This is a genomic window from Collinsella sp. AM31-2AC, from assembly GCF_003469285.1.
GTDB classification, from domain to species: Bacteria; Actinomycetota; Coriobacteriia; order Coriobacteriales; family Coriobacteriaceae; genus Collinsella; species Collinsella aerofaciens_AT.
Genome location: NZ_QSJB01000003.1, coordinates 101,033 through 124,902 on the forward strand (window position 1 = coordinate 101,033; position 23,870 = coordinate 124,902).

A 23,870-nucleotide genomic window follows, 5' to 3' on the forward strand; every position below is an offset into this window, starting at 1 on the left:
TAGAACGACATGGGTTATTCGATCGTCAACATCCTTGGCGGCCTTCTGATCGTCACGTCCACCATGGTGGTCGTCTCCAAGAACATCAAGCACGCCATCCGTTGGTATGCGGTGCAGTCGCTGGTGCTCGTGGGGCTGCTCGCCACGCTCGGTGCCACCACCGGTGCGCAGGAGCTGCTTATGTGGGCCGGATCTGCCTTTATCACCAAGGTCGTCCTGGTCCCTTATATCCTCAACCGCGCATATAAGAAGATGGGCGAGCCGAGCGACGCATCGCTCAAGGCCGGCCTTAAGCCCGCGTGGGCCATCTGCATCATCGCCGTGGAGGTCGCGATCTGCTTTGCCGTCGTGACGCAGATCAGCCTGCCCACGGCCGAGGTCGCAACGCCTGCGCTCGCCATTAGCTTCGCTCACTTCTTTGTGGGCCTCACCTGCATCATCTCGCAGCGCAACATCATGAAGCAGATCTTTGGATACTGCCTTATGGAAAACGGCAGCCATGTGACGCTCGCGCTTTTGGCCCCCACCGCTCCCGAGATCATCGAGATCGGCATCGCCACCGACGCCATCTTTGCCGTCATCATCATGTCCATCGTCGTGCGTCGCATTTGGGACGACTCCCACTTGCTCGATGCGCGCGACCTGTCCGAGCTGAGGGGGTAGTCCATGGAAACGTTGATTCTCGCCCTGCTCGCGACTCCTTTGGTGTTCTCGCTGGTCATGGCGTTTTTGCCCAAGAACACGTCCTATAACGTGTTTGCCGGTCTCAACCTGGTCTCCGTCGCAGCCGTCCTGGTGCTGTCGATTATGACGGCCGGTGACGTCCTTATGAGCGGCGACACCGCGAGCGCTCTTGGCCTGTGGTTCCACCTCGATTCGCTGGGCGCCATCTTTGTGATGCTCATCGGCTTTATCGGTTTTCTTACGGGACTGTTCTCGCTGCCCTATGTAAAGGCCGATATCGAGGAGGGCTCCATGCCCGCCGAGCGCGCCAAGCAGTATTTTGCGCTGTTTAGCCTGTTTGTGTTCACCATGCTGCTCGCGTGCCTGTCCAACAACATGATCCTCACGTGGGCCGCCGTGGAGGCAACCACGCTTTCCACCGTGTTCCTCGTGGGTATCTACAAGAACAAGACGGCCCTCGAGGCTTCTTGGAAGTATGCGATGGTCTGCACCGCCGGCGTGGCCTTTGGCCTGTTCGGTACGCTGCTGATCTACGCCAACGCAGCTGACGTGATTCCCAACGCCCACGAGGCCGCGTTCCTGTCGTGCGTGCTGCCGTATGCCGACCAGTTCGACCCGACGCTCATGCGCCTCGCCTTTGCGTTTATCGTGATCGGCTTTGGCACCAAGGCCGGTCTGTTCCCCATGCACACTTGGCTGCCCGATGCCCACTCCCAGGCCCCGAGCCCTGTCTCGGCCCTGCTCTCGGGCGTGCTGCTTAAGTGCGCCATGCTTGTGATCATGCGCTTCTACGGCTTTACTATCCAGGCCGTGGGCGCCGAGTATCCGCAACTTTTGCTGCTGATCGTCGGCACGCTGTCCATTTTGGTGGCGGCACTTTCGATGTTTCGCCAGGACGACCTCAAGCGCCGCTTTGCGTACTCGTCTGTGGAGAACGTGGGCGTTATCGCCCTGTGCCTGGGTATCGGTGGCCCGCTGGGTATCGCCGCGGCCCTGCTGCACTGCGTGTTCCACGGCTTTACCAAGACGCTTGCCTTCTGCGTGTCCGGCAATATCCAGCACGCCTTTGGCACGCGTAGCCTGGCCAAGATCCAGGGTGTCGTCGAGGTTGCCCCCGCAACCGCCGCGCTCGCCATCCTGGCGCTGCTCGGTCTTGCCGCCTTCCCGCCCTTTGGCATGTTTATCTCCGAGTTCCTGACTTTTGTCGCCGGTGTTACCGCCGGTCCCATGTGGCTGGTCGTCGTGGTCGCCCTCGGTCTTACCGTGGCCATCTCCGCGCTCACCCGCATCGCACTCAAGTCGGTATTCGGCCATGCGCCCCAGGGCATGGGCAAGCATGAGGCCCCGGCGCTCATGCTTATCCCCGAAATCATCCTGGCTGTAATGATCTTGTGGTTTGGCATCGCCACCCCGCTGCCCCTCGTGCACGGTGTGGAGACCGCGACCGGCATCGTGCTCGAGCAGAGCACCGAGGAACTTCACGCGACGCCGATGTACCGCGCTGTGTTCGGTACCGAGACCGCTCAGAGCGAGGTGGAGTAACGAATGATTGAAACTGAGAACAAGGTGTATGCCCGCCGCTGCGAGAGCCATGTCGAGGCCCTGCGCCGCGCCGTTCCGGGCTGCATCGAGAAGGTCGAGTGGCAGTGCGAGGACCAGCTGACGATTACCGTCAAGCAGGACAAGCTGCCCGAGGCCGTCCACTACCTGTATTACGAGCGCTACGGCTGGATCCCCGTGATCGTCGGCAACGACGAGCGCAGCCTGTGCGGCCGCTACGCCGTGTACTACGTCATCTCCATGGAGGGGGAGGACCCCGGCTGGGTGACCGTGCGCACCGAGGTCGATCCCGCCAAGATGACGTTCCCGTCCGTGACGCCGTTCGTCCCCGCCTGCGTGTGGGGCGAGCGCGAGCTGCGCGACATGTTCGGCCTGATTCCCGAGGGTCTGCCCGATCGTCGTCGCCTGGTGCTGCCCGACGATTGGCCCAGCGGCCTGTACCCGCTGCGCAAGGACTCCATGGACTACCGCTTCCGTCCCGCTCCCGCGAGCGATATGGAAAACTACGAGTTCTTGGCCGATACCAAGGGCAAGGAGACGACGCTCGTCCCCATGGGCCCGTTGCACATTACCTCCGACGAGCCCGGCCACTTCCGTCTGTTCGTTGAGGGCGAGACGATCGTCGACGCCGACTACCGTCTGTTCTACGTGCACCGCGGCATGGAGAAGGTTGCCGAGACGCGCCTGAACTATGATGCCGTGACGTTCCTCGCCGACCGTATCTGCGGCATCTGCGGCTGCGCCCACTCGGTGGCCTATGCCGAGGCCGTCGAGCGCGCCCAGGGCATTCATGTCCCGCCGCGCGCCCAGTACATCCGCGCTATCATGCTCGAGGTCGAGCGCCTGCACTCGCATCTGCTCAACATTGGCCTCGCATCGCACTACACGGGCTTCGACTCCGGCTTCCAGCAGTTCTTCCGCGTCCGCGAGAAGTCCATGGACCTGGCCGAGAAGCTCTCCGGTCACCGTAAGACCTACGGTCTCAACGTGATCGGCGGCGTGCGTCGAGACATTTTGGCCGAGCAGAAGCTTTCCACGCTTACGACCATCCACCAGCTGCGCTCCGAGGTTCAGGAACTCGTCGACGTCTTGCTCTCCACGCCCAACTTTATTGAGCGTACGAGTGGCATTGGCATCTTGGACCGCAAGATCGCACGCGATTTCTCGCCGGTCGGCCCGCTCATGCGTGGCTCGGGCTATGCCCGCGACGTGCGTTTTGACCACCCCTTCGACGGCTACGCCGATCCGGACGTCCAAAAGATGCACGCCGCCACGGCCGACACCTGCGATGCCTTCGGCCGTACCGCCGTTCGCATCCAGGAGGTCTACGATTCGATCGACATGATCGAGACCATGCTCGAGAACTGCCCGTCGGGCCCCATCCTCACCACGGATTGGGAGTACACCCCGCACAAGTACGCCATCGGCGCCACCGAGGCGCCGCGCGGCGAGGATGTGCACTGGGCGATGCTCGGCAACAACCAGAAGTGCTACCGCTGGCGCGCCAAGGCCGCCACGTACAGCAACTGGCCGGTCCTGCGCTACATGTTCCGCGGCAACACCGTGGGCGACGCGGCGCTGATCGTCGGTTCGCTCGACCCGTGCTACTCCTGCACCGACCGTGTGACGGTGACCGATGTCGCCGCCAAGCGCGACCACGTGCTCGACAAGGAGCAGTTCGAGAACGTCTGGCGCGACAAGTCGCCGCTTGCGGGCGAGGGCACCATGGCCGCTCCGCTCGATGAGGAGGCGCTCTAATATGCTGAAGCTTTGGAAGGTCAACGCCAAGGCCGGCGACGCGACGGTCAAGTACCCGTTTGCGCCGTTCCCCACCAACAAGGACATGCGCGGCAAGCCCGAGCACAACGCGGAGCTCTGCATCGCCTGCGGTGCCTGCGGCGTGGCGTGCCCGGCCGATGCCATTCGCATGGACACCGACCTTGCGGCCGATACCATCACCTGGTCGATTGACTACGGTCGCTGCATCTTCTGTGGCCGCTGTGAGGAAGCCTGCCCCATGGAGGCCATCAAGCTCACCGAGGAGTTTGAGCTGGCCGTCATGAGCAAGGACGACCTCACCAGCAAGAGCGTCTATACGCTCGAGCACTGCTCGCGTTGCGGTAAGCCGTTTGCCCCGCACAAGGAGATCGACTACGCCAAGCGCCTGCTGCAAAAGGCCGGCGGCATGGAGGCCATCCAGGCTGCCCGTACCGTTGGTATGTGCCAGGAGTGCAAGCGCGAGCTCGACGCCCTGCGCGCCGCCTCGGCCGTAAAGACCGGTAACGCGCGCGGCATGGCTGCCAACGAGACGCTTGCGTCCGGTGAGCCCCAGGGCCCCTGCATGGAGTATCTGGGCGGCCACGGTGTGAATCCGGAGTATATCGACCGCGAGCTCAACCCCGATGCGCCCGAGATTCCCGCCGGTCCTGCGCCGGTCGAGGGCATCATCATGGATTTTGAAACGAAGGAGGAGTAACCATGGCCGAACCCACGCTTTTGCCCGAGCGGCTCCAGTACCGCCCGACCAAGATCGAGCTCGACGAGAGCATCGAGAAGGCCAAGGCGACCCTTCTTAAGAAGATCAAGCGCTCGGTGTACGTCTACCGTGTTGACTGCGGCGGCTGCAACGGCTGCGAGATCGAGATCTTCGGTTCCATCACGCCCGTCTTCGACGTCGAGCGCTTTGGTATCAAGGTCGTGCCCTCGCCCCGTCACGCCGATGTGCTGCTGTACACCGGCGCCGTGACGCGCGCCATGCGCATGCCGGCGCTGCGCGCCTTTGAGGCCGCACCCGATCCCAAGATCGTGGTGTCCTATGGCGCGTGCGGCTGCACCGGCGGCATCTTCTACGACAACTACTGCGTCTGGGGCGGCACGGACAAGATTCTGCCGGTCGATGTCTACATCCCCGGCTGCCCGCCCAGCCCTGCGCAGACCGTCTACGGCTTTGCCATGGCACTTGGCCTGCTGGACCAAAAGCTCCATGCCGAGACCACGGTGGAGGCCGCTGGCGAGCAGGCCGATATCCTGCACCCCGGCGTGCCGTACAAGCTGCGTGTTGCCATCGAGCGCGAGGCTCGCGCCATGAGCGGTTACCGTTATGGCCGCGACCTGGCCAACGAGTTTATGGATACGCTCGAGGGTGCGCCCAAGGGCGATATCCGCGGTGCCATGGCGCTGCTCATCGACAAGCAGGACGATCCGCGCCGCGTCGAGGTGTACTCGGCGCTGCAGGATCTGGTGCTGGCCGGAGGTCGCTAGATGGAACTCACGGACCGCTCTGGTTACTTTGCGGGCCCCGGCATGCTCGGCGGCTCCTTTGGCGATGCCTCGCGCGCAAGCGACGAGGCCGCCGAGGGCGTCGTCGACCCCTGCCTGGGCCATGCGCCCGACCAGGTGGTCTTCTACGAGCTCACGCGTAAGTTTGTGGAGACCGAGGAAGACGTTCCCCAGGAGGCCTGCGACGTGCTGTACTACACGCTCGCCGTGGGCCACCACACCGGCGTGCTCGACTGCTTTGAGCCGCGCCTGTCGGTGCCGGTGAACGTCTTCTATTCGCTCGTCGACGCGCTGCCGGAGGGGGAGGCCAAAACCAAGTTTGAGGCCATCCGCTCCTTTGGTGAGTGCCAGCTCGACAAGGCGGCGGTGCCGTCGCTGCTCGAGGCCTGCGATGCGTTGCTCGACGAGCGCGGTTTTCGCGGGTCGGCCAAGGCCGGCATCTCGGTGTTCGACGACGACTTTGGCCTGCATGCCCAGCAGGTCGCGTTCTTAATGAAGTTTCGCGATCTGGTTGAGCGCGTGCGCGATGTGTCGGGCGTGTATCTGACGGGGAGGTTGCAGTAATGGGTCGCGTTGTGGATGGACGTGTGAACGGAGCCCCGTTTGCGGGTATCGTGCTCACGGCGGGAAGCGTACTGCGTGCCGACGATGCCGCCGGCCCCGTGCTCTCCAAAAAGATGGAGGACGCACCCATCGCCGGTTGGTACACCATCGACGGCGGCCAAACGCCCGAGGATGACATCATCGAGGTCAAGCGCGAGCGTCCGCCTCGCCTGGTCTTGGTCGATGCCGCCGACATGGCGCTGCCCGTCGGGTCCATCCGCTTGCTCGACAAGCGCGATGTGGCCCGCAAGTCGATGTTCACCACGCATTCGCTTCCCTTGTCGATTCTGATCGAGGAAATCGAGCAATCGTGCGATGATATCGTCTTCGTCGGGATTCAGCCGGGCGACACGGAGTTCTACAACCCCATGTCCCCGGAAGTCTTTGACGCCGTCGACGCCGTGTACGACGCCGTGGCCGCCAACGACTTTTCCCACTTTGTCCGCTTGGGGCAAGAGCAATAGGAGCGCTTGTCTCTGCTGATTAGGAAAGAAGTGATTGACATGGCAGATTCCAAGGTGGAGTACCCCGCTCCCGAATGCCTGGCGCCCGCCGCGATCGAGGCCAAGACCGAGACCGCCGGCGTGACCAAGGCTAACCTGCCGGTCGCTAAGGCCTTTCTGTTGGCAATGTTCGCCGGTGCTTTTATCGCCTTCGGCGGCCTGTTCTTTACGGTGTTTTTGAGCGACAGCACGCTCGGTTGGGGTGCCCAGCGCGTCGTGGGCGGCCTGTGCTTTTGCCTGGGCCTGGTGCTGGTACTGGTGTGCGGCGCCGAGCTGTTCACCGGCAATTCTCTTATGGTCTGCGCGCTCAAGAGCAAAAAGATCACCCTGGCTCAGATGCTCAAGGCTTGGGTCGTCGTATGGGTCGGTAATTTTGTCGGTGCTCTGTTCATTGTCTTTTTGGTGTACATGGCCGGCATTTACAAGCTCAACGGCGAGGCGGTTGCCAATTCCATGGTGAGCGTCGCCGCCGGCAAGGTGACGATCGACTGGGTGACGATCTTCTTCCGCGGCATCCTGTGCAACATCTTTGTGTGCCTGGCCGTGTGGATCGGTACCGCCGGCAAGACCGTGGTCGATAAGGTCGTGGGTATTTTGCTGCCGATCGCTGCCTTTGTGGCCTGCGGTTTTGAGCACTGCGTTGCCAACATGTACTTTTTGCCCATGGGTGCCGTGATGCACGCGTGCGGCTATGGTGCTGACGTCGCCGGCGCCGATGCGCTCAACGCTGCGGGCATTGCGTTTAACCTGTCCGCCGCCACGCTGGGCAACATCGTGGGCGGCGCGGTTCTGGTCGCGCTCGGCTACTGGTTTATCTACGCCAAGAAGTCCGAGGCGTAAGGTACCGTCTGTTTGACGTCGGGCCTCCCGCGGGGCGTTGCCGTGCGGGAGGCTTTTTTGGTCTGGGCTCGTTGCTGGGCTGTTGACCTGTTGTGTTTGGCTGGTGAAAGGGGTAATCGAGATGGCATCTGCTGTGGAGCGTGACGGTCGCGCCGTGGTGACCACATGCGGGGGATGCTATGCCGATTGTGCCTTTGCGGCACGCGTTGAGGACGGCTGCGTGGTGGCCGAGTTGCCGGTGCCGGGGCACCCGTGCGCTGCGCGTGCCCTGTGCGCCCGCGGACGGCATCGCCTGGCAATGCCGTTTGACGAGCGCGACCGCATCGTGCACCCCATGCGTCGGCGAGCTGATGGCTCGGGGTTCGATGCGATTTCGTGGGACGAGGCGTTCGCGCAGATTGCGGCGCGCCTTGGGGGGATTATTGACGAGTGTGGTCCGCGTGCGCTGGGCATGACGCTTGGCGTGCCCTCGTTCGACCGCTACTGGGCGCATCGCTTTATGCATGCGCTGGGCTCGCCCAACGTGTATGGCGCCGACGGTGCCTGCGAGGTAAGCCGTCTCACCGGCTGGGAGCACAGCCTAGGCTACAGCCCCGCTTCCGACCTGGCACATACCGATTGCATCATGTACCTGGGGCGTTCCATTGTCGATTCGTCGACGATGGGGTCCGTTGATGCGCTCAACGATGCACGCCGGCGCGGGGCGAAGATCATCGTTGTCGACCCCCGGCGCAGCGGCTCGGCTGCGCTTGCCGACCGCTGGCTGCGCGTGCGCCCGGGCTGCGACCTGGCCTTGCTGCTGGGCATTGCCCATGTCTTGATTGCCGAGGGCCTGTACGATCACGAGTTTGTTGCCCGCTATACCACAGGCTTTGACGAGCTGGCGCAGGCGGCCCGTGCTTGGACGCCCGAGTGGGCCGAGTCGATGTGCGACGTGCCGGCCGCAGAGATTGTCGCCACGGCGCGCGATCTCGCTGCCGCCGCGCCTGCCGCTGTGGTGGATGCGGGCTTTCATGGTGGCATCGGTATCGCGTATGCCAATAGCACTCAGACCGCGCGCGCTATCTGCTTGGTCGATGTGCTGCTGGGCTGCATCGGACACGCGGGCGGTGCCCTCAACCCGTCCACACCGCTTGTGTTGGGCGACCTCGATCCCGCACGCTTTGCGATGCCGCCGGTGCCTCGCGGGCCCAAGCTGGGGTCCGAGCGCTATCCACTGGTCGATCCGGTGCGCGGCCTGTGCACGACCATCGGTCAGTCGATACTGGCCGGCGATTTGTGCGGGCTCATCGTCTATGCTAGCAATCCCGGGGCAGGCTATGGCAACGCCGGAGCGTGGTTGGGTATTTTGCAGCAGCTCGACTTGCTCGTGACGATTGATATCCGCTGGTCCGAGACAGCGCGCGCTTCTGACTTCGTGCTGCCCGATGTGACGTATCTGGAGGCCGACCGCGGTGTGGGCACAGTCGTGGGTGCCAACGATTCGCGGGTGTTCTACCGCAACGCCGTGCTGCCTGTGCAGCATGACGACACACGTCCCGGTCGGGAGATTTTTGCCGGTCTGGCGCAGGCGTGTGGGGCTGGCGAGTACTTCCGGTTTACGTCTGACGACCTGGCGGCTGCCCAGGTGGCGCCTTTTGGGATCGATCTGGACGAGCTCAAGGAGCGCGGCTGGGCCGACACGGGTGTTGCGTTGCCGTCGCGCACGGGCGAGCCGGCGATTCCCTTGGATGGCGGCAAAATTGCGCTGGCAAGCGACGTATGGGAACGAGCTGGCCTGGGTCGTGTACCCAACTGGATCGCCCCCATGGTGGAGCCGGGCCCGGGGATGTTTCGCCTCATTAGCGGCAACCGTCCCTTTGAGTCGCATACCTCGCGAAGGCTTGCAGCCCAAGGTGCCGCCGAGGCTGGGTCGGACCTGGATGCCGTGCAGATGAATGCCGATGCTGCCGCGCACATGGGCATCGCCGACGGCGAGATCGTCGAACTCGTGAGTGATATGGGCCGCGACCGCGTGCGCGTGGAGACGACGCCGTATCTGCATCCGGCGTGCATCTTCACCTCGGCCGCCCCCGGTGGGCGTTCGTTTGGTGCCGATGCCGGTGGCGCTCAAGCCTTGGGCGTGGGCCCGCTCGACCATACGCCGTTACGTTGGGACCCGTTGACGGGTGCTGCGCTCACCCAGGAAAACGCCGTTCGCGTGGAAAAGATCGCGGCGCGCGAGGATAATGACGAGTAATTGACTCAGCTGATGTATTTGACTGATCCACGTTTCTTTTGAAAGGCCGCACATGAGCGATAGCCAGAACATGTCCGATGAGGTGCGCGCCCGCCTGCGCGCCATTCCTTCCGTCAACGAGCTGCTTGCCGAGTGGCCGGTGGTGAAGGCGGCGGGGGAGACCTGCGACGCGGTGGTCCATGCTGCCGTGACGGCCGAGCTCGACGAGGAGCGCGCCGCGATTCGCGCCGGTGCCGCCCCGCGTTCCAAGCGCGAACTGGCCTCGGCCATCGAGTGGCGTGCGCATCGCTCCGCGCTGCCGAGCCTGCGTCCCGCCGTCAACGCCACGGGTGTGGTCATCCATACCAATCTGGGCCGTGCCCCGCTTGCGGAGTCGGCGGCAAAGGCCGTGGCCGAGGTTGCGCGCGGGTATAGCACGCTCGAGTACAGCGTTGACACCTGTTCGCGCGGGTCGCGCAAGGAGCACGCCGCGCAACTGATCCGCTCGCTCACCGGTGCCGAGGACGCGCTCGTGGTCAACAACAACGCCGCTGCGGTGCTGCTGGTGCTGGCAACCCATGCCGCGGGCAAAGAGGTCATAGTCAGCCGTGGCGAGCTTGTTGAGATCGGCGGCAGCTTCCGTATTCCCGACGTCATGGAGGCCTCGGGTGCCAAGCTCGTCGAGGTCGGGGCCACCAACCGCACGCATCTGGTCGACTACGAGCGTGCCATCACGCCCGATACGGCGATGATCCTTAAGGTCCATCCTTCTAACTATCGCATCGAGGGTTTCCACGAGGAGGTGGGTTCTCGGGAGCTTGCGGCGCTTGCTCACAAGCATGGCCTGCTGTTCTACGAGGACCAGGGTTCGGGCGCGCTGCTGCCCGATGACATCTTGGTGCGCGGCGGCGAGGAACCCACGCCGGCTTCGGTTTCGGCGGGGCTCGATGTGGTGTCGTGCTCGGGCGATAAGCTGCTCGGTGCCGCACAGGCGGGCATTATCATGGGCCGTCGCGATCTGGTCCAGGCCTGCGGCGCACATCCGCTCATGCGCGCTCTGCGTCCGGGCAAGTTGGCGCTCACGGCGCTCGAGGCCACACTGCGCATCTACATGGACGGCGCCGACGTGGCCCATCGCGATATTCCGGTGCTCAGCATGCTCACGCTGCCGCAGGCCCATTTGGAACGACGTGCCCGCAAGCTGCGCGATCGTATGGTCGCCGGGCTCGATAAGGCTGGCTGCCCGTGTGCCGTGCAGGTGGAAATCGTCGAGGAATCGTCGGCCCCCGGTGGCGGCTCGCTGCCTACCGTGGAGTTGCCCACGATGTGCGTTGCCGTGCGTCTTGTTGACGAGCGCCTGTCCGTCGACGCGCTCAAACGCTCGCTCGTTCAAGACTTCGATACGCCGGTCGTCACGCGCGCCTCGCACGACCGCATTCTGTTTGATGTGCGCACGCTCGTGGGCGACCGCGATATCGAGACGGCGGCATCGACGTTTGTCGCGTGCGTTGAGAGGGCGATTGCTCGATGAGTGAGGTTCAAGCACTGGTGGAGTGTCCCGTTATCGTAGGTACGGCGGGACATGTTGACCACGGTAAGTCGGCGCTCATCGAGGCGCTGACGGGTAAAAACCCCGACCGCCTGGAAGTTGAACGTCGTCGCGGCATGACCGTTGAGCTTGGCTTTGGTGAGCTGGCGCTGCCGAGTGGCAAGATCGTTGGCCTGGTCGACGTGCCGGGCCATGCGCATTACTTGCGCGCCATGGTGCAGGGCGCCACGGGTATCGACGTGGCCGTGCTGGTGGTTTCGGCCGTCGAGGGCGTGATGCCGCAGACCCGCGAGCACGTGCATGTGCTGGAGCTGCTGGGCGTCACGCATATGGTGGTCGCGCTGACGATGTGCGACCTGGCCGACGCCGAGATGACCGAGCTTGCCGAGCTCGATGTCGATGACTTTTTGTCGGGTACCGTGTTTGCGGACGCGCCGATCGTGCCCGTGTCATCCAAGACCGGCGCGGGAATCGATGACCTACTGGCTGCGCTCGACGAGCAGGTTGCCGCTTGCTGGGATTCCTGCCGTGCCCGTGCCGAGCTCACCGATGCCGCACCGCGTCTGCCCATCGACCGCTGCTTTACGATCAAGGGCGCCGGCACCGTGGTGACGGGAACGTTGCACGATGCGCCCGTCGCGGTGGGGGATGAGCTCGTCGCGCTGCCTTCGCGTACGGTCTGCCGCGTGCGCGGGATTCAAGTGCATGGCGATACGCCGCGCGCGCTGCCTGGTCAGCGTGTGGCGCTCAACCTGGTGGGCGATGCCGTCGCCGCGCTCGATCGCGGTGAGATGCTTGGCGTGGCGGGCCGCCTTGGCCAGACGATGCGCTTTATGATGGCGTTTACGTATTTGGGTCGTGAGGGTGCCAAGCCGCGTGTGCTCGAGTCGGGTGCGCGTGTGCATGTGATGGCGGGTACGGCCGAGGTTGTCGGTCGCATCATGTTCATGGAGGGCGAGGCCCCCATGGCGGTGGGCGAGACCCGTATTGTTCAGGTGCGCTTGGAGGAGCCGCTGCCGCTTCGAGCCGGAGACCATGCCGTGGTGCTGTCCTATTCGCCCGTGATGCTTATTGGCGGCGGGCGCGTGCTGCTTTCGCGCTGCCGTCGCTCGCGCGAGCTTTCTGCCGGCGAGCGCGCGCTGTTTGCGGCGCTTGAGGTCGGCGATACCGCGGGCGGTGTGGCCGCTTTGCTGGCGCTGCAGGCGCTGCCGGTTACGGCGGTTGATGTTGCCGAGGCGCTGGATCTTGGTGCCGGCGAGGTCGATGCCGCGCTGCACGGGTTGGTGGCGCAGGGCTCCGTTCGCAAGCTTGCCGCGGGTGATGCGGACCTCTTCGCGGACGCCGCGGTTCTCGGCGCCGCGATGGATGCACTGGCAGCGACCTTGTCAGCCATGCACGCCGCGGCTCCCAAGGAGACGGGCTTTACGCCCGGCGCCGTTGCCCATGCTGCGTGGCCTGCCGCTGATGAAGGCGTTGCCGCGGCTCTGATTGCCGAGGGCTGCTCGCGTGGTGTGTGCGCCGCCGAGGGCGCCGAGGTATTCGATCCACATTCGGCCGCCGCGGCGGCACGCGTGGTGCGAGAGGCTTGCGAGCGGATCGTCGCGCTGCTTGACGAGGCCGGCCTGGATGCACCGGCGCTTCCCGAGGTTGGCGAACGGCTGCAGCTCGGACGCGACACCATGACGCGTGCCCTGCGCGAGCTTTCGCTCAACCGCTCGATCGTTAAGGTCGAGCGCGACGTTGCCCTGTCCGCTGCCGCCGAGGCCCATGCGCGCGAGCTCGTCGCCGCCGCCATTGAGGCAGCCGGCGGCGCTGCCACCACGAGCGTGCTGCGCGAGGCCCTGGGCGTGTCGCGCAAACGGGCCATCAGCATCTTGGAACACCTGGATGCCGTGCGCTTTACAGTGCTCGACAAGGAGGCCGGCGGCCTGCGCTCCCTGCGCTAGATTGACTGCTCGGTTTGGTAAAATACCGCCGCACTTGGGAACGGATGGGCTCCGGTGGGCTCTGCGGTCCTCAAAACCGTTACGAGGCGTGCAAAACGTCTTGGATGTGTTCGATTCACATACGTTCCCGCCATACGCTACCAGCGCTTTTGTGCTCGCGGTCTTGCTGCGTGCCGCAAAGGCGCTGTTTTGTTTTTGCACGAGCTTTTCGTAGCGCCGCTATTTCGACGGCTGTATTTAGCTTCGTGCACTGGGTTTCGAGCATGCCGATGGGGGTGGTTTGCCGTATGACTACCGTAAGACGGGCCGATCTTTCTTGCGTCGTTCAAGCGGGCGGGCTGTCCTCGCGCATGGGCTGCGATAAGGCACGGATGTTGTTTTGCGGCGAGCCTTTGATCGAGCGCGTGCTGGGCCGCCTGGCTCAGGTTGCCGGCGAGCTGGTCGTGACGACGTCGCGTCCCAGCGAGCTTGCCTATCTTGAGGAGCACGCGTTTGGCGGCTTGGTGCCGCATGTGGTGGCGGACCTTGAAGGGCCGGCGGGTGCCATGCGTGGCATCGCGAGCTCGTTGGCCGCGGCCCGATTGCCGCTCGTGGCGATCGTCGCCTGCGACATGCCGTTTGTCTCGCCGGAACTGATCGGCGCGCTTGCCGATCGTGTCGAGACCGAGGCGCTCGATGTGTGCGTGCCGCGCGAGGAGCGGGGGATTGAGCCGCTTTGCGCCGTCTGGCGCTGTGATGCGTGTGCGCCGGTTGCCCACGAGCTGCTTGCCTGCGACCGCCAGCGCATTCGCTGCCTGATCAATCGCGTTCAGGCTGGTTATATGGATGAGCCGCAGATTGTTAAGGCCGCGGGCTCGACGCTCTGCTTCGAGAACGTCAATACGCCCGAGGAGTTTGCGGCGGCCGAGTTACTCGCCTAGACGATGGGAGATGCCATGTCTCACGATATTTGCCCCGACACGGGAGAGCCTTGCACTTGCGACGGGTCCGAACCCTGTACCTGCGGATGTGGTGGCTGTGGACATACCGCGGAAGAGGAAGCGGCTGCCGCGGCGTATCGTGAGGCACACCGCGAAGGCCCGTCCGGTGATGCCCTCGACCACGAACGCAAGATCATCGTGTCGTTCGACAGCACCTTCAATGTGATGGAATGCGAGCAGCTTTGCCTTGCCGCCGGCGTGCCCGGGCGCATCATGCCGCTGCCCGGCTCCATTACCGCAGGTTGCGGGCTGTGCTGGGCTATGCCGTTCTCGGGCGATGCGCTCGCCGCCTTCCGCGCTGCCACCGAAGGCCGCATAACCCCCGCCGACTACCATCAGCTCGTCCTCTAGCCACCAAAACCACCACAAAGGTGCCTGTCCTCAATGTGGTGGTTTGGAACACGTGGACGAAACAGGTTTGAAACACGGGTTTTGCGCGTCAGGCACTCAAAAACGCTTCTACCTGCATCGTAATCAAAACGAAACATCTGCTCGTCGGCTTATGCGAAACTTTGCTGCAACAGTGCGATATTATCCATACTCGATAAAGCTCGGGGCGCATGGGGCGCCTCGAACGACACTTTTCTTTTCCATCAATTGGAGGAAGCATGAGCTACACGCAGAAAGTTCTCGACGAGCTCAAGGCCCGCTATCCCGAGCAGCCTGAGTTCATCCAGGCCGCGACCGAGATCCTCGGCACCATCCAGCCGGCGCTCGACGCCCATCCCGAGTACGAGGAGGTCGCCCTGCTTGAGCGCCTCGTCGAGCCCGAGCGCATCGTCATGTTCCGTGTTCCCTGGGTCGACGACCAGGGCAAGGTCCAGGTCAACCGCGGCTACCGCGTCGAGTTCAACTCTGCCATTGGACCCTACAAGGGCGGCCTGCGCTTTAACCCGACGGTCACCCTGGGCATGCTCAAATTCCTGGGCTTGGAGCAGATCCTCAAGAACAGCCTGACCACCCTTCCCATGGGCGGTGGCAAGGGCGGCTCTGACTTTGACCCCAAGGGCAAGTCCAACAACGAGATCATGCACTTCTGCCAGTCCTTCATGACCGAGCTCTATCGCCACATTGGCCCCAATACCGACGTTCCCGCCGGCGACCTGGGCGTTGGCGGCCGCGAGGTTGCCTACATGTTCGGTCAGTACAAGCGCCTGACCAACGAGTGGACCGGCGTCCTTACCGGCAAGGGCCTCTCCTTTGGCGGCTCGCTCGCCCGTACCGAGGCCACCGGCTACGGTTTGGTCTACTTTGTGGACGAGTACCTCAAGAGCCGCGGCGACTCCTTCGAGGGCAAGAACGTCGTCGTTCACGGTTCCGGTAACGTCGCTATCTACGCGGTCCAGAAGGTCTCCCAGCTCGGCGGCAAGGTGCTGGCCTGCTCCGACACCCACGGTTGGGTCGAGGATCCCGACGGCATCGACTACACCGTGCTCGAGCATGTCTACAACAAGAAGCGCTCCGGCCACGACAAGGGCGTTACGCTCGCCATGTACGTTGACGAGAAGCCCAAGGCCGTGTGGCACGAGGGCGACGGCCGCGGCGTGTGGCAGCTTCCCTGCGACATCGCGCTGCCCTGCGCTCGCGAGAACACGCTGCTGCTCGAGGATGCCCAGGCACTCGTCGCCAACGGCTGCAAGGTGGTCGGCGAGGGCGCGAACATGCCCACGACCATCGAGGCCACGACCTACTTCCAGGAGAACGGCGTCGCCTTTATGCCCGGTAAGGCTGCCAACGCCGGCGGCGTGCTCGTGTCCGGCCTGGAGATGAGCCAGAACGCCGAGCACCTGTCCTGGACCTTCGAGGAGGTCGACGGCAAGCTCGAGCAGCTCATGCGCGGCATGTTCCACAACGTGGACGACACCGCCAAGGAGTACGGCGAGGAGGGCAACTTTGTCATGGGCGCCAACATCGCCGGCTTCCTGAAGGTCGCCGACGCCATGCTCGCCCAGGGCGTCTGCTAAATCTTCGCTCGATATAGCATCGCAGAAGGCTCCCAGTCATCTTGGCTGGGAGCCTTTTTTGATCCGCATGCGACGGAGGAAAACGGTTCATTTTGTCCCGACACGAGCTATGCCCCCTCGTTTGGTACACTAAGAGGTACTGGACAAGTGAAGAGATGGGGGAGAACGTGCTCAAGTTCGGTACCTACGTCCGTGTTGGAAACGCGGCCGAAGCCTATGAGCTCTTGCAGAAGAACCGCAACAACAAGATTGTGGGCGGCGGCATCTGGATGCGCCTGGGTTCGCGTCGCGTGGCGACGGCGATTGACCTTTCGGCCTGCGGACTCGATCAGATCGAGGAGACCGAGACCGAGTTTCGCATCGGTGCCATGTGCACCCTGCGCCAGCTCGAGCGTCATGCCGGGCTCAACGCGCTTGTCAACAATGTCTTTGAGTTCGCCGTCCACGACATCGTGGGCGTGCAGCTGCGCAATACCGCCACGGTGGGCGGCAGCATCTACGGCCGCTTTGGCTTCTCGGACGTTCTCTCGGCGTTCCTGGCGCTCGATTCGTATGTTGAGCTGACGGGCGCCGGCCGCGTGCCGCTCGCCGAGTTCGTGCGGATGGGTTACGTGCGCGACGTGATCGAGCACATCGTGGTCGTTAAACACGATTACCGTGCGAGCTACGAGGCCGTGCGCAAGGCCGCGACCGACTTCCCCTCGTTGAACGTCACCGCCGCCTGGTGGAACAACACTTGGCACGTCACCGTGGGCGCCCGCCCGCTGCGCGCGACCCTGCTGCAGGGCGTGGCGTGCGGCCTTACCAACGAGCAGCCTTCCGAGGACGAGCTTCGCGCCCTTGCTGCATCCGTGCGTGCCCTGAGCTACGGAACCAACCTGTGGGGCTCGGCCGACTACCGCCGCCGCATCTCGGCCCCGCTCGCCATCCAGGCCGTGCGCCGTGCCGCCGGCATCGAGCTTTCTGCCGCGCTTGCCCGCGAGCTCGAGACCGTGCAGATCCCCAAGTTCGCCACGGACGAGTATTCCTGCCGCCGCGTGCCCGGCGTCGATTCTAGCGAGGTGCGCTAATGGCTGCCAAACTCATCGATCTTTCCTTTACGCTCAACGGCCGCAAGGTCAAGGTTCAGATTGCCCCCGATACCATGCTCTTTTCGCTTTTGCGTGAGCAGGGTTGCGCGTCGGTGCGCTGCGCCTGCGAGACCACCAACTGCGGCCTTTGCACGGTGTGGCTCGACGGCGACCCGGTGCTGAGCTGCTCGGTTCCCGCCGCCCGTGTAGAGGGCCACACCGTCACCACGCTCGAGGGCCTCAAGGCCGAGTCCGAGGCGCTTGCCCGTGCGATGGCTGCCGAAGGCGCCGAGCAGTGCGGTTTTTGCGCCCCCGGCCTCATCATGAACGTGCTGGCGCTCGCCCGCGCCGCCAAGGAGGACCCGAGCCTCGTCGCCACGCGCGAGGAGCTCTCGCGCCAGCTGGCCGGCAACCTCTGCCGCTGCAGCGGCTACGAGAGTCAGCTGCGCGCCATCGTCCGCTTCCTCAACGAGTCCGGCGTGCAGGTGGGCTTTGAGATGCCCAAGCTGCCGGTCAACGACACGAGCTCCGACGGTGTCGTCTACAAGCAGATTACCCACAAGCAGCCCAAGAAGGACTCGAAGGCGCTGCTCGAGGGTCGTCCCGTCTACACGGGCGATATGGTGCCCGCCGGCGCGCTCATCGTCAAACTCAAGCGCAGCCCCTATGCCCGCGCCAAGATCCGCTCCATCGATACGTCGCGCGCCCTGAAGGTGCCCGGCGTCGTGGGCGTCTACACTTACGAGGACGTGCCCAAGCGCCGCTTTACTATCGCCGGTCAGAGCTATCCGCAGCCGAGTCCCTACGACCGCCTGATTCTCGAGAACCTCGTGCGCTATCAAAACGAGGAGGTGGCGATCGTCGCCGCCGAGACCGAGGAGGCCGCCGACAAGGCGCTCAAGCTCATCAAGGTCGACTACGAGGTGCTCGAGCCGCTGCTCGACTTTACCCAGGCGCTCGATAACGACATCGTGGTCCACCCCGAGGGCGACGTGACCTTTATGTTCCCGCAGGGCGGCGATGTGCCCCGCAACCTGGTGTGCAGCGGTACCAGCGACTTTGGTGATCTGGACGAGGCCTTCGCCCAGAGCGACATCGTCTTTGAGCGCACCTACAACAGCCAGGCCACGCAGACCGCGCCCATGGAGACTTTCCGCGCCTTCGCGACGACCGACGCGTTTGGGCGCATCTCGGTGACCACCTCTACGCAGGTGCCCTTCCACGTGCGCCGCATGGTCGCTCAGTCGCTCGATATTCCGCAGTCGCAGGTGCAGGTCATTAAGCCGCGCATCGGCGGCGGCTTTGGCTCCAAGCAGACGGGCTGCTGCGAGATCTTCGTGGCATTCGTTACCCAGCAGACCGGCCGTCCGAGCTACTGCTGCTACACCCGTGAGGAGACCATCACTGCGGGCAACTCGCGCCACCAGATGCAGATGACCGTTAAGCTGGGCGCCATGAACGACGGCACCATCACGGCCATCGACCTGCACACGCTGTCCAACGCCGGCGCGTATGGCGAGCACGCCACCACGACGATCGGCCTCTCGGGCCACAAGAGCCTGCCCATCTACAACCACGTGAAGGCGAGCCGCTTTAGCTGGGACGCCGTCTACACCAATACCAACCGTGGCGGTGCGTATCGTGGCTACGGTGCCACCCAGGGCCAGTTTGCCGTGGAGAGCGCCGTCAACGAGCTCGCCGACATGCTGCATATGGACCCCGCCGACCTGCGCCTTAAGAACATCGTGCGCGAGGGCGAGATCATGCCGCAGTACTACAACGAGAGGCTCAACGCCTGCGCGCTCGACCGCTGCCTGCTGCGCGCGATGGACATGATCGGCTGGCGCGACAAGCCGCTGGCCGTCGATCTGGGCGACCGCGTGCGCGCCCTGGGCTGCTCGCTCACCATGCAGGGCTCGGGCATTTCCAACGTGGACATCGCCGGCATCGACATGCGCTTGGAAGAGGACGGCTTCATTACCATCGGCACCGGCGCCACCGATAACGGCATGGGCGTCGACACGATCCTGGCGCAGATTGCCGCCGAGGAGCTGGGCGTGGAGAGCTCGCTTATCGTGGTGCGCGGCGTGGACACCGACGTGTCGCCGTTCGACGCCGGCTCGTACGCGAGCTCCGGTACCTACGTGACGGGCCTTGCCGCCAAGAACGCCGCGACCGAGCTGCGCGAGAAGATTTGCGCCAAGGCCGCTCAGATGTGGGACGTTGACGCCGCCGACGTGGTCTTCGACGGCCAGTACGTGCGCCTGTCCGACGAGCGTGCCGCGCGCGAGCAGAACCGCTACCTCACGCTGCGCGACTTTGCCAACCTGTGCGTCAAGAACATCGCGGGCGGCGACGCGCTCACCTCGCACGCTTCTGCCTGCCTGCCCGTTTCGCCTCCGCCGTTTATGGCCGGCATTGCCGAGGTCGAGGTCGACAAGGCCACCGGCAAGGTGACTGTGGTGGACTATGCGGCGGCCGTCGACTGCGGCACCGTGATCAACGAGGCGCTCGCGCGCGTTCAGGCCGAGGGCGGCATTGCCCAGGGCATCGGCCACGCGCTCTACGAGATTGTCGAGCATGACGCTCGCGGCCGTCTGCGCACCGGCAACTTTATGAGCTACAAGCTGCCCACGCGCCTGGATATCGGCAGCATTCGCGTGGCCTTTGAGCCGAGCTACGAGCCGACGGGCCCGTTTGGCGCCAAGTCGATCGGCGAGGTCGTCATCAACACGCCGCTCGCCGCCGTGGCCTCGGCCGTGGCGCACGCCACCGGCCATCAGGTTCGCTCACTGCCCATCACGCCCGAGAAGGCCCTGCTGGGGGAGTAGCGGGTCGGCGAACAAGTCGTAATTGGCGGGGCGGGGCAACTCGCCCCGCCTTTCGCACTCGTGGTGAGGTCGTGAGCCTGTAAAACGTGTGCGTGCGCTTGTCGTTCGTATCTGCTATCATTCCTAGTCTGTGCGCTCATGCGGGCGTGGCGGAATTGGTAGACGCGCCAGATTTAGGTTCTGGTGGGATTCCCGTGAAGGTTCGAGTCCTTTCGCCCGCACCAACGCATCTGCGTCGGCTTCGGCCGTCGCGACTCTTTGTTGCATAAAGGTACCAGCACCTCAGATAAGCTGGGCAGTATGAGGAGGAACGTGTTGAACATCACCGCTTCTGACGTCAAGGACGCCAAGCTCACCGCTACGGTCACCATCTCGGCCGCCGACGTCGACGCCGCGATCAAGAAGGCCTACAAGGATACCGCCAAGAAGTACCGCTTCCCGGGCTTCCGTGCCGGTAAGGCTCCCCGTCCGGTCATCGACTCCGCTCTTGGCGCCGAGGCAACCCTCGCTCAGGCCACCAACGACCTGATCGCCGCCAACGAGCCCGCCGTCCTCAACGAGCTGGACATCGTCCCCACCAAGAACGGTGACTACAAGGAGCTCGACCTCGCCAAGGATCACGAGGACTACACCTACACCGTCGAGTTCTCCCTGCGTCCTGCTGCCGAGCTCTCTTCCTTCGACGCCGTCGAGATCGAGATGCCCCCTGCGGAGGTCACCGAGTCCGAGATCAACAACCAGGTCGAGATGCTCCTCAACTACCGTGCCACCTTCGAGGACGTCGAGGGTCGCGCCGTCGAGGCCGAGGACTACGTCACCGTCGACCTCAAGGCCGTCGAGAACGCCGATAACTTCGCCGCCGAGGGCCGTATGCTCATCGCCGGTAGCGACAGCAACCCCGCCGAGTTCAACGAGGCTCTGATCGGCGCCAACGTTGACGACGTCAAGTCCGTCACCTGGACCGACGAGGCCGAGGAGGGCGAGGAGGCCGAGACCCACACCGTCGAGGTCACCGTCAAGGGCATCAAGGTTCGCAACACCCCCGAGCTCACCGACGAGCTCGTCAAGTCCGACTTTGGCTTCGACAGCATCGACGCTATGCGCGACGCCATCAAGATCGAGATCGAGCAGGACAAGGCTTCCCGCCTCCCGGCCGAGAAGGAGAACCGTTGCGTCTCCGCTCTCGCCGAGCGCCTGCAGCTCGACGAGATGGATGCCGACTACGAGCAGTCCGTCTTTGAGGAGCTTGGCCAGAACTTCCTGTCCAACCTCGCTGCCCGCGGCATGACGCTGGACACCTGGCTGTCCGCTTCCGGCCTGACCATGGAGCAGTTCATCGGCGACCTGCACAAGCAGGCCAACGACGTTGCCCGTGAGTCCCTGGCTCTGGACGCCCTCGCCCGTGAGCTCAAGATCGAGGTCACCGAGGACGACATCAACGCCGAGTTCGAGAAGGCCGGCGTCAAGGACGTCGAGGCTTCCAAGGCTGAGTTCATCGCCGATGGCCGCATGCCTGCCGTCCGCGAGTCCATCCGTCGCTCCAAGGCCGTCGACCACCTGGTTGAGAACGCCAAGGTGACCGAGGTCGACGAGACCGCCAAGGACGCCGAGTAATTCTCGCCACCTTTTCTGCGAGCGCATGGATGCGCGCGTGATGGGGTAAAGTTATAAGCCGGTTATCCGGTTGCTTCGTACGGTGCCAGCCAATGCATAGCATGCGGGCACCGTACGTTTATCTAGAACCACTATTGGTCCGTAAGAGAAATGGAGATGCGTATGATCGCTAAGTTCGATTCCGCCCTCGTGCCATACGTTATCGAGCAGACGCCGCGCGGCGAGCGCAGCTACGATATCTATTCGCGCCTGCTCAACGACCGCATCATCTTCTTGGGCGAGGAGATCAACTCCGTCAGCGCCAACCTGGTCGTTGCCCAGCTGCTGCATCTTGAGAGCCAGGATGCCGAGAAGGATATCTCGCTCTACATCAATTCGCCCGGTGGCGAGGTTTACTCCGGCCTGGCGATTCTTGACACGATGAACTTCATCAAGCCGCAGGTCTCCACCATTTGTGTTGGTATGGCCGCGTCTATGGCTGCCGTGCTGCTTTCGGCTGGTGCCAAGGGCAAGCGCTTCTGCCTGCCGCACTCCAAGGTCATGATTCACCAGCCCAGCGGCGGTGCCCAGGGCCAGCAGACCGAGATCGAGATCGTTGCCGAGGAGATCAAGAAGACCCGTCGCGAGCTCAACCAGATCCTGTCCGATGCCTCGGGCCAGCCCATCGAGAAGGTCCAGGCCGACACCGAGCGCGACAACTACCTGACCGCTGCCGAGGCCCTCGACTACGGCCTGATTGACCGTATCGTCACCTCTCGCGATCTCGCCGCGAAGGACGCCTAGGATGGCAGGAAACATGCAGGACAACTTTGACGAGAACGGCAACCCCATTCGCTGCTCCTTCTGCGGAAAAGAACAGGGCCAGGTCCGACGCCTCGTAAAGGGCCCGACCAACATCTTTATCTGTGACGAGTGCGTCGCCGCCTGCTCCGAGATTCTGGAGGAGTCGCTGGCTTCGGACTTTATGGACGCTGCCCGCAATGGCAAGCTGCCGGGCTTCCTCAACGACCACGGCCAGGCTTCTGGGCAGCCCGCCGTGGACCCCGAGGCCGAGGGCTTTGAGCTCGAGGACGACCGCCAGGTCATCACGCACGTGCCGACGCCGCACGAGATCTATGACGAGCTTTCGGTCTATGTCATGGGTCAGGAAGACGCCAAGCGCGCCATGTCGGTGGCCGTTTACAACCACTATCGCCGCGTGATCGAGGGCGGCGCCGCGGTGTCTGCCTTTGACGATGGCATGGGCTCGCAGTTCGATGACGATATGGACGAGGTGGAGCTCGCCAAGTCCAACATCTTGTTGCTCGGTCCCACTGGCACCGGTAAGACCCTGCTCGCCCAGACGCTCGCGCGCATCCTCGAGGTGCCGTTTGCCATCGCCGACGCCACCGCGCTCACCGAGGCAGGTTACGTGGGCGAGGACGTGGAGAACATCCTGCTCAAGCTCATCAACGCCGCCGATGGCGATATTGAGCGCGCGCAGGTGGGCATCATCTACGTGGACGAGATCGACAAGATTGCCCGCAAGGCCGAGAACCTGTCCATCACCCGCGATGTCTCGGGCGAGGGCGTTCAGCAGGCGCTGCTTAAGATTCTTGAGGGCACGGTGGCCAGCGTTCCGCCCACCGGCGGCCGCAAGCATCCCCAGCAGGAGCTGCTGCAGATCGACACGACTAACATCCTGTTCATCTGCGGCGGTGCCTTTGTGGGTCTGGACAAGATCATCGCCGACCGCGTGGGCAACAAGGGCGTTGGCTTTAACTCCGAGATCGCCGGCCCCACCTCGGTCGACGAGAACGACCTGCTGCGCCAGGTGCTCCCGCAGGATCTTAATGCCTTTGGCATGATTCCCGAGTTCGTGGGCCGTACGCCCGTCGTCACCCAGACGCAGGCGCTCGACGAGGACGATCTGGTGTCGATCCTGACCGAGCCCAAGAACGCCGTGGTGCGTCAGTACCGCAAGATGTTCCAGCTCGAGGACGTCGAGCTTGAGTTTGAGGACGCGGCCCTGCACGAGATCGCCCGCATGGCGCTTGCTCGCAAGACCGGCGCCCGCGGCCTGCGCGCCATCTGCGAAGACGTGCTTCAGCAGACGATGTTCGACCTTCCCAGCGAGGAGGGCGTCGCTAAGGTCGTCGTAACCGAAGCGGCGGTTAAGGGCGAAGAACAGCCCCAACGCATCTACGGGTAAACCAGCCAAAAACGTGCTTGCAAATAGCCTCCGACCAT

General features: G+C 63.9%; 19 protein-coding genes and 2 tRNA genes. All 21 read left to right on the forward strand.

The window, feature by feature from the left end; translation table 11 throughout:
- The first annotated feature begins 9 nt into the window (after positions 1 to 9).
- The 21 genes from hyfE to clpX all read left to right on the forward strand — a co-directional run bounded on the left by hyfE (position 10) and on the right by clpX (position 23,832).
- Positions 10 to 663, forward strand: coding sequence for a hydrogenase 4 membrane subunit (hyfE, locus tag DW796_RS02190; RefSeq protein WP_118094112.1), 654 nt, complete (start codon positions 10 to 12; stop codon positions 661 to 663).
- A gap of 3 nt (positions 664 to 666) precedes the next feature.
- Positions 667 to 2,226 carry a hydrogenase 4 subunit F gene (locus tag DW796_RS02195; protein WP_118094113.1) on the forward strand — a complete coding sequence of 520 codons (1,560 nt, stop codon included), beginning with the start codon at positions 667 to 669 and terminating at the stop codon, positions 2,224 to 2,226.
- Positions 2,227 to 2,229: 3 nt separating this feature from the next.
- Positions 2,230 to 4,002, forward strand: coding sequence for an NADH-quinone oxidoreductase subunit C (locus DW796_RS02200; RefSeq protein ID WP_118094114.1), 1,773 nt, complete (start codon positions 2,230 to 2,232; stop codon positions 4,000 to 4,002).
- 1 nt (position 4,003) lies between these two features.
- Complete coding sequence (locus DW796_RS02205; protein WP_118094115.1) at positions 4,004 to 4,720, forward strand: formate hydrogenlyase complex iron-sulfur subunit; 717 nt, start codon at positions 4,004 to 4,006, stop codon at positions 4,718 to 4,720.
- Between the two features lie 2 nt (positions 4,721 to 4,722).
- Positions 4,723 to 5,505: an NADH-quinone oxidoreductase subunit B family protein gene (locus tag DW796_RS02210; protein WP_006234107.1), complete on the forward strand. Its 783-nt coding sequence runs from the start codon at positions 4,723 to 4,725 to the stop codon at positions 5,503 to 5,505.
- Positions 5,506 to 6,087, forward strand: coding sequence for a formate hydrogenlyase maturation HycH family protein (locus DW796_RS02215; RefSeq protein WP_118094116.1), 582 nt, complete (start codon positions 5,506 to 5,508; stop codon positions 6,085 to 6,087).
- Entirely contained in the window at positions 6,087 to 6,590 is a 504-nt protein-coding gene (hycI, locus tag DW796_RS02220; protein WP_055286177.1) for a hydrogenase maturation peptidase HycI, read from the forward strand. The genes DW796_RS02215 and hycI overlap by 1 nt, the downstream gene beginning before the upstream one ends.
- 39 nt (positions 6,591 to 6,629) lie before the next feature.
- Positions 6,630 to 7,469, forward strand: a complete 840-nt coding sequence (locus tag DW796_RS02225) for a formate/nitrite transporter family protein (protein ID WP_118094117.1) — start codon at positions 6,630 to 6,632, stop codon at positions 7,467 to 7,469.
- 121 nt (positions 7,470 to 7,590) lie between these two features.
- Complete coding sequence (locus tag DW796_RS02230; RefSeq protein WP_118094118.1) at positions 7,591 to 9,708, forward strand: molybdopterin-dependent oxidoreductase; 2,118 nt, start codon at positions 7,591 to 7,593, stop codon at positions 9,706 to 9,708.
- 52 nt (positions 9,709 to 9,760) lie between these two features.
- Positions 9,761 to 11,218, forward strand: a complete 1,458-nt coding sequence (selA, locus tag DW796_RS02235) for an L-seryl-tRNA(Sec) selenium transferase (protein WP_199579821.1) — start codon at positions 9,761 to 9,763, stop codon at positions 11,216 to 11,218.
- Positions 11,215 to 13,182: a selenocysteine-specific translation elongation factor gene (selB, locus tag DW796_RS02240; protein ID WP_118094119.1), complete on the forward strand. Its 1,968-nt coding sequence runs from the start codon at positions 11,215 to 11,217 to the stop codon at positions 13,180 to 13,182. The genes selA and selB overlap by 4 nt, the downstream gene beginning before the upstream one ends.
- Before the next feature lie 36 nt (positions 13,183 to 13,218).
- A tRNA-Sec gene (locus tag DW796_RS10405) sits at positions 13,219 to 13,315 on the forward strand.
- A 154-nt stretch (positions 13,316 to 13,469) separates the two neighbouring features.
- Positions 13,470 to 14,102 carry a molybdenum cofactor guanylyltransferase gene (locus DW796_RS02245; RefSeq protein ID WP_158567666.1) on the forward strand — a complete coding sequence of 211 codons (633 nt, stop codon included), beginning with the start codon at positions 13,470 to 13,472 and terminating at the stop codon, positions 14,100 to 14,102.
- 15 nt (positions 14,103 to 14,117) lie between these two features.
- Complete coding sequence (locus DW796_RS02250; RefSeq protein WP_158567667.1) at positions 14,118 to 14,513, forward strand: DUF3343 domain-containing protein; 396 nt, start codon at positions 14,118 to 14,120, stop codon at positions 14,511 to 14,513.
- Between the two features lie 257 nt (positions 14,514 to 14,770).
- Entirely contained in the window at positions 14,771 to 16,126 is a 1,356-nt protein-coding gene (gene gdhA / locus DW796_RS02255; protein ID WP_118094122.1) for an NADP-specific glutamate dehydrogenase, read from the forward strand.
- A gap of 167 nt (positions 16,127 to 16,293) precedes the next feature.
- Positions 16,294 to 17,196, forward strand: coding sequence for a xanthine dehydrogenase family protein subunit M (locus DW796_RS02260; RefSeq protein ID WP_199579822.1), 903 nt, complete (start codon positions 16,294 to 16,296; stop codon positions 17,194 to 17,196).
- Positions 17,196 to 20,027 (forward strand): molybdopterin cofactor-binding domain-containing protein, encoded by a 2,832-nt coding sequence (locus tag DW796_RS02265; protein ID WP_118094124.1) that lies wholly within the window; start codon positions 17,196 to 17,198, stop codon positions 20,025 to 20,027. The genes DW796_RS02260 and DW796_RS02265 overlap by 1 nt, the downstream gene beginning before the upstream one ends.
- Before the next feature lie 140 nt (positions 20,028 to 20,167).
- Positions 20,168 to 20,251: transfer RNA gene (locus DW796_RS02270), tRNA-Leu, on the forward strand.
- Between the two features lie 88 nt (positions 20,252 to 20,339).
- On the forward strand, positions 20,340 to 21,641 hold the full coding sequence (gene tig / locus DW796_RS02275) for a trigger factor (RefSeq protein WP_233539636.1): 1,302 nt from the start codon (positions 20,340 to 20,342) through the stop codon (positions 21,639 to 21,641).
- Positions 21,642 to 21,803: 162 nt separating this feature from the next.
- Positions 21,804 to 22,424 carry an ATP-dependent Clp protease proteolytic subunit gene (locus DW796_RS02280; protein WP_022095182.1) on the forward strand — a complete coding sequence of 207 codons (621 nt, stop codon included), beginning with the start codon at positions 21,804 to 21,806 and terminating at the stop codon, positions 22,422 to 22,424.
- A 1-nt stretch (position 22,425) separates the two neighbouring features.
- The gene (gene clpX, locus DW796_RS02285) at positions 22,426 to 23,832 is read left to right on the forward strand and encodes an ATP-dependent Clp protease ATP-binding subunit ClpX (RefSeq protein WP_118094126.1); all 1,407 of its coding nucleotides are present in this window, start codon (positions 22,426 to 22,428) and stop codon (positions 23,830 to 23,832) included.
- The last annotated feature ends 38 nt before the right edge of the window (positions 23,833 to 23,870 follow it).

What these genes read in the sequence shown, in the direction of transcription:
- DW796_RS02250 (WP_158567667.1), top strand. Translation starts at nt 14,118, where the DNA reads ATGTCTCACGATATTTGCCCCGACACGGGAGAGCCTTGCACTTGCGAC.
- selB (WP_118094119.1), top strand. Translation starts at nt 11,215, where the DNA reads ATGAGTGAGGTTCAAGCACTGGTGGAGTGTCCCGTTATCGTAGGTACG.
- selA (WP_199579821.1), top strand. Translation starts at nt 9,761, where the DNA reads ATGAGCGATAGCCAGAACATGTCCGATGAGGTGCGCGCCCGCCTGCGC.
- gdhA (WP_118094122.1), top strand. Translation starts at nt 14,771, where the DNA reads ATGAGCTACACGCAGAAAGTTCTCGACGAGCTCAAGGCCCGCTATCCC.
- DW796_RS02245 (WP_158567666.1), top strand. Translation starts at nt 13,470, where the DNA reads ATGACTACCGTAAGACGGGCCGATCTTTCTTGCGTCGTTCAAGCGGGC.
- DW796_RS02280 (WP_022095182.1), top strand. Translation starts at nt 21,804, where the DNA reads ATGATCGCTAAGTTCGATTCCGCCCTCGTGCCATACGTTATCGAGCAG.
- DW796_RS02210 (WP_006234107.1), top strand. Translation starts at nt 4,723, where the DNA reads ATGGCCGAACCCACGCTTTTGCCCGAGCGGCTCCAGTACCGCCCGACC.
- clpX (WP_118094126.1), top strand. Translation starts at nt 22,426, where the DNA reads ATGGCAGGAAACATGCAGGACAACTTTGACGAGAACGGCAACCCCATT.
- DW796_RS02215 (WP_118094116.1), top strand. Translation starts at nt 5,506, where the DNA reads ATGGAACTCACGGACCGCTCTGGTTACTTTGCGGGCCCCGGCATGCTC.
- DW796_RS02200 (WP_118094114.1), top strand. Translation starts at nt 2,230, where the DNA reads ATGATTGAAACTGAGAACAAGGTGTATGCCCGCCGCTGCGAGAGCCAT.
- DW796_RS02230 (WP_118094118.1), top strand. Translation starts at nt 7,591, where the DNA reads ATGGCATCTGCTGTGGAGCGTGACGGTCGCGCCGTGGTGACCACATGC.
- hyfE (WP_118094112.1), top strand. Translation starts at nt 10, where the DNA reads ATGGGTTATTCGATCGTCAACATCCTTGGCGGCCTTCTGATCGTCACG.
- DW796_RS02265 (WP_118094124.1), top strand. Translation starts at nt 17,196, where the DNA reads ATGGCTGCCAAACTCATCGATCTTTCCTTTACGCTCAACGGCCGCAAG.
- DW796_RS02205 (WP_118094115.1), top strand. Translation starts at nt 4,004, where the DNA reads ATGCTGAAGCTTTGGAAGGTCAACGCCAAGGCCGGCGACGCGACGGTC.
- DW796_RS02225 (WP_118094117.1), top strand. Translation starts at nt 6,630, where the DNA reads ATGGCAGATTCCAAGGTGGAGTACCCCGCTCCCGAATGCCTGGCGCCC.
- DW796_RS02195 (WP_118094113.1), top strand. Translation starts at nt 667, where the DNA reads ATGGAAACGTTGATTCTCGCCCTGCTCGCGACTCCTTTGGTGTTCTCG.
- hycI (WP_055286177.1), top strand. Translation starts at nt 6,087, where the DNA reads ATGGGTCGCGTTGTGGATGGACGTGTGAACGGAGCCCCGTTTGCGGGT.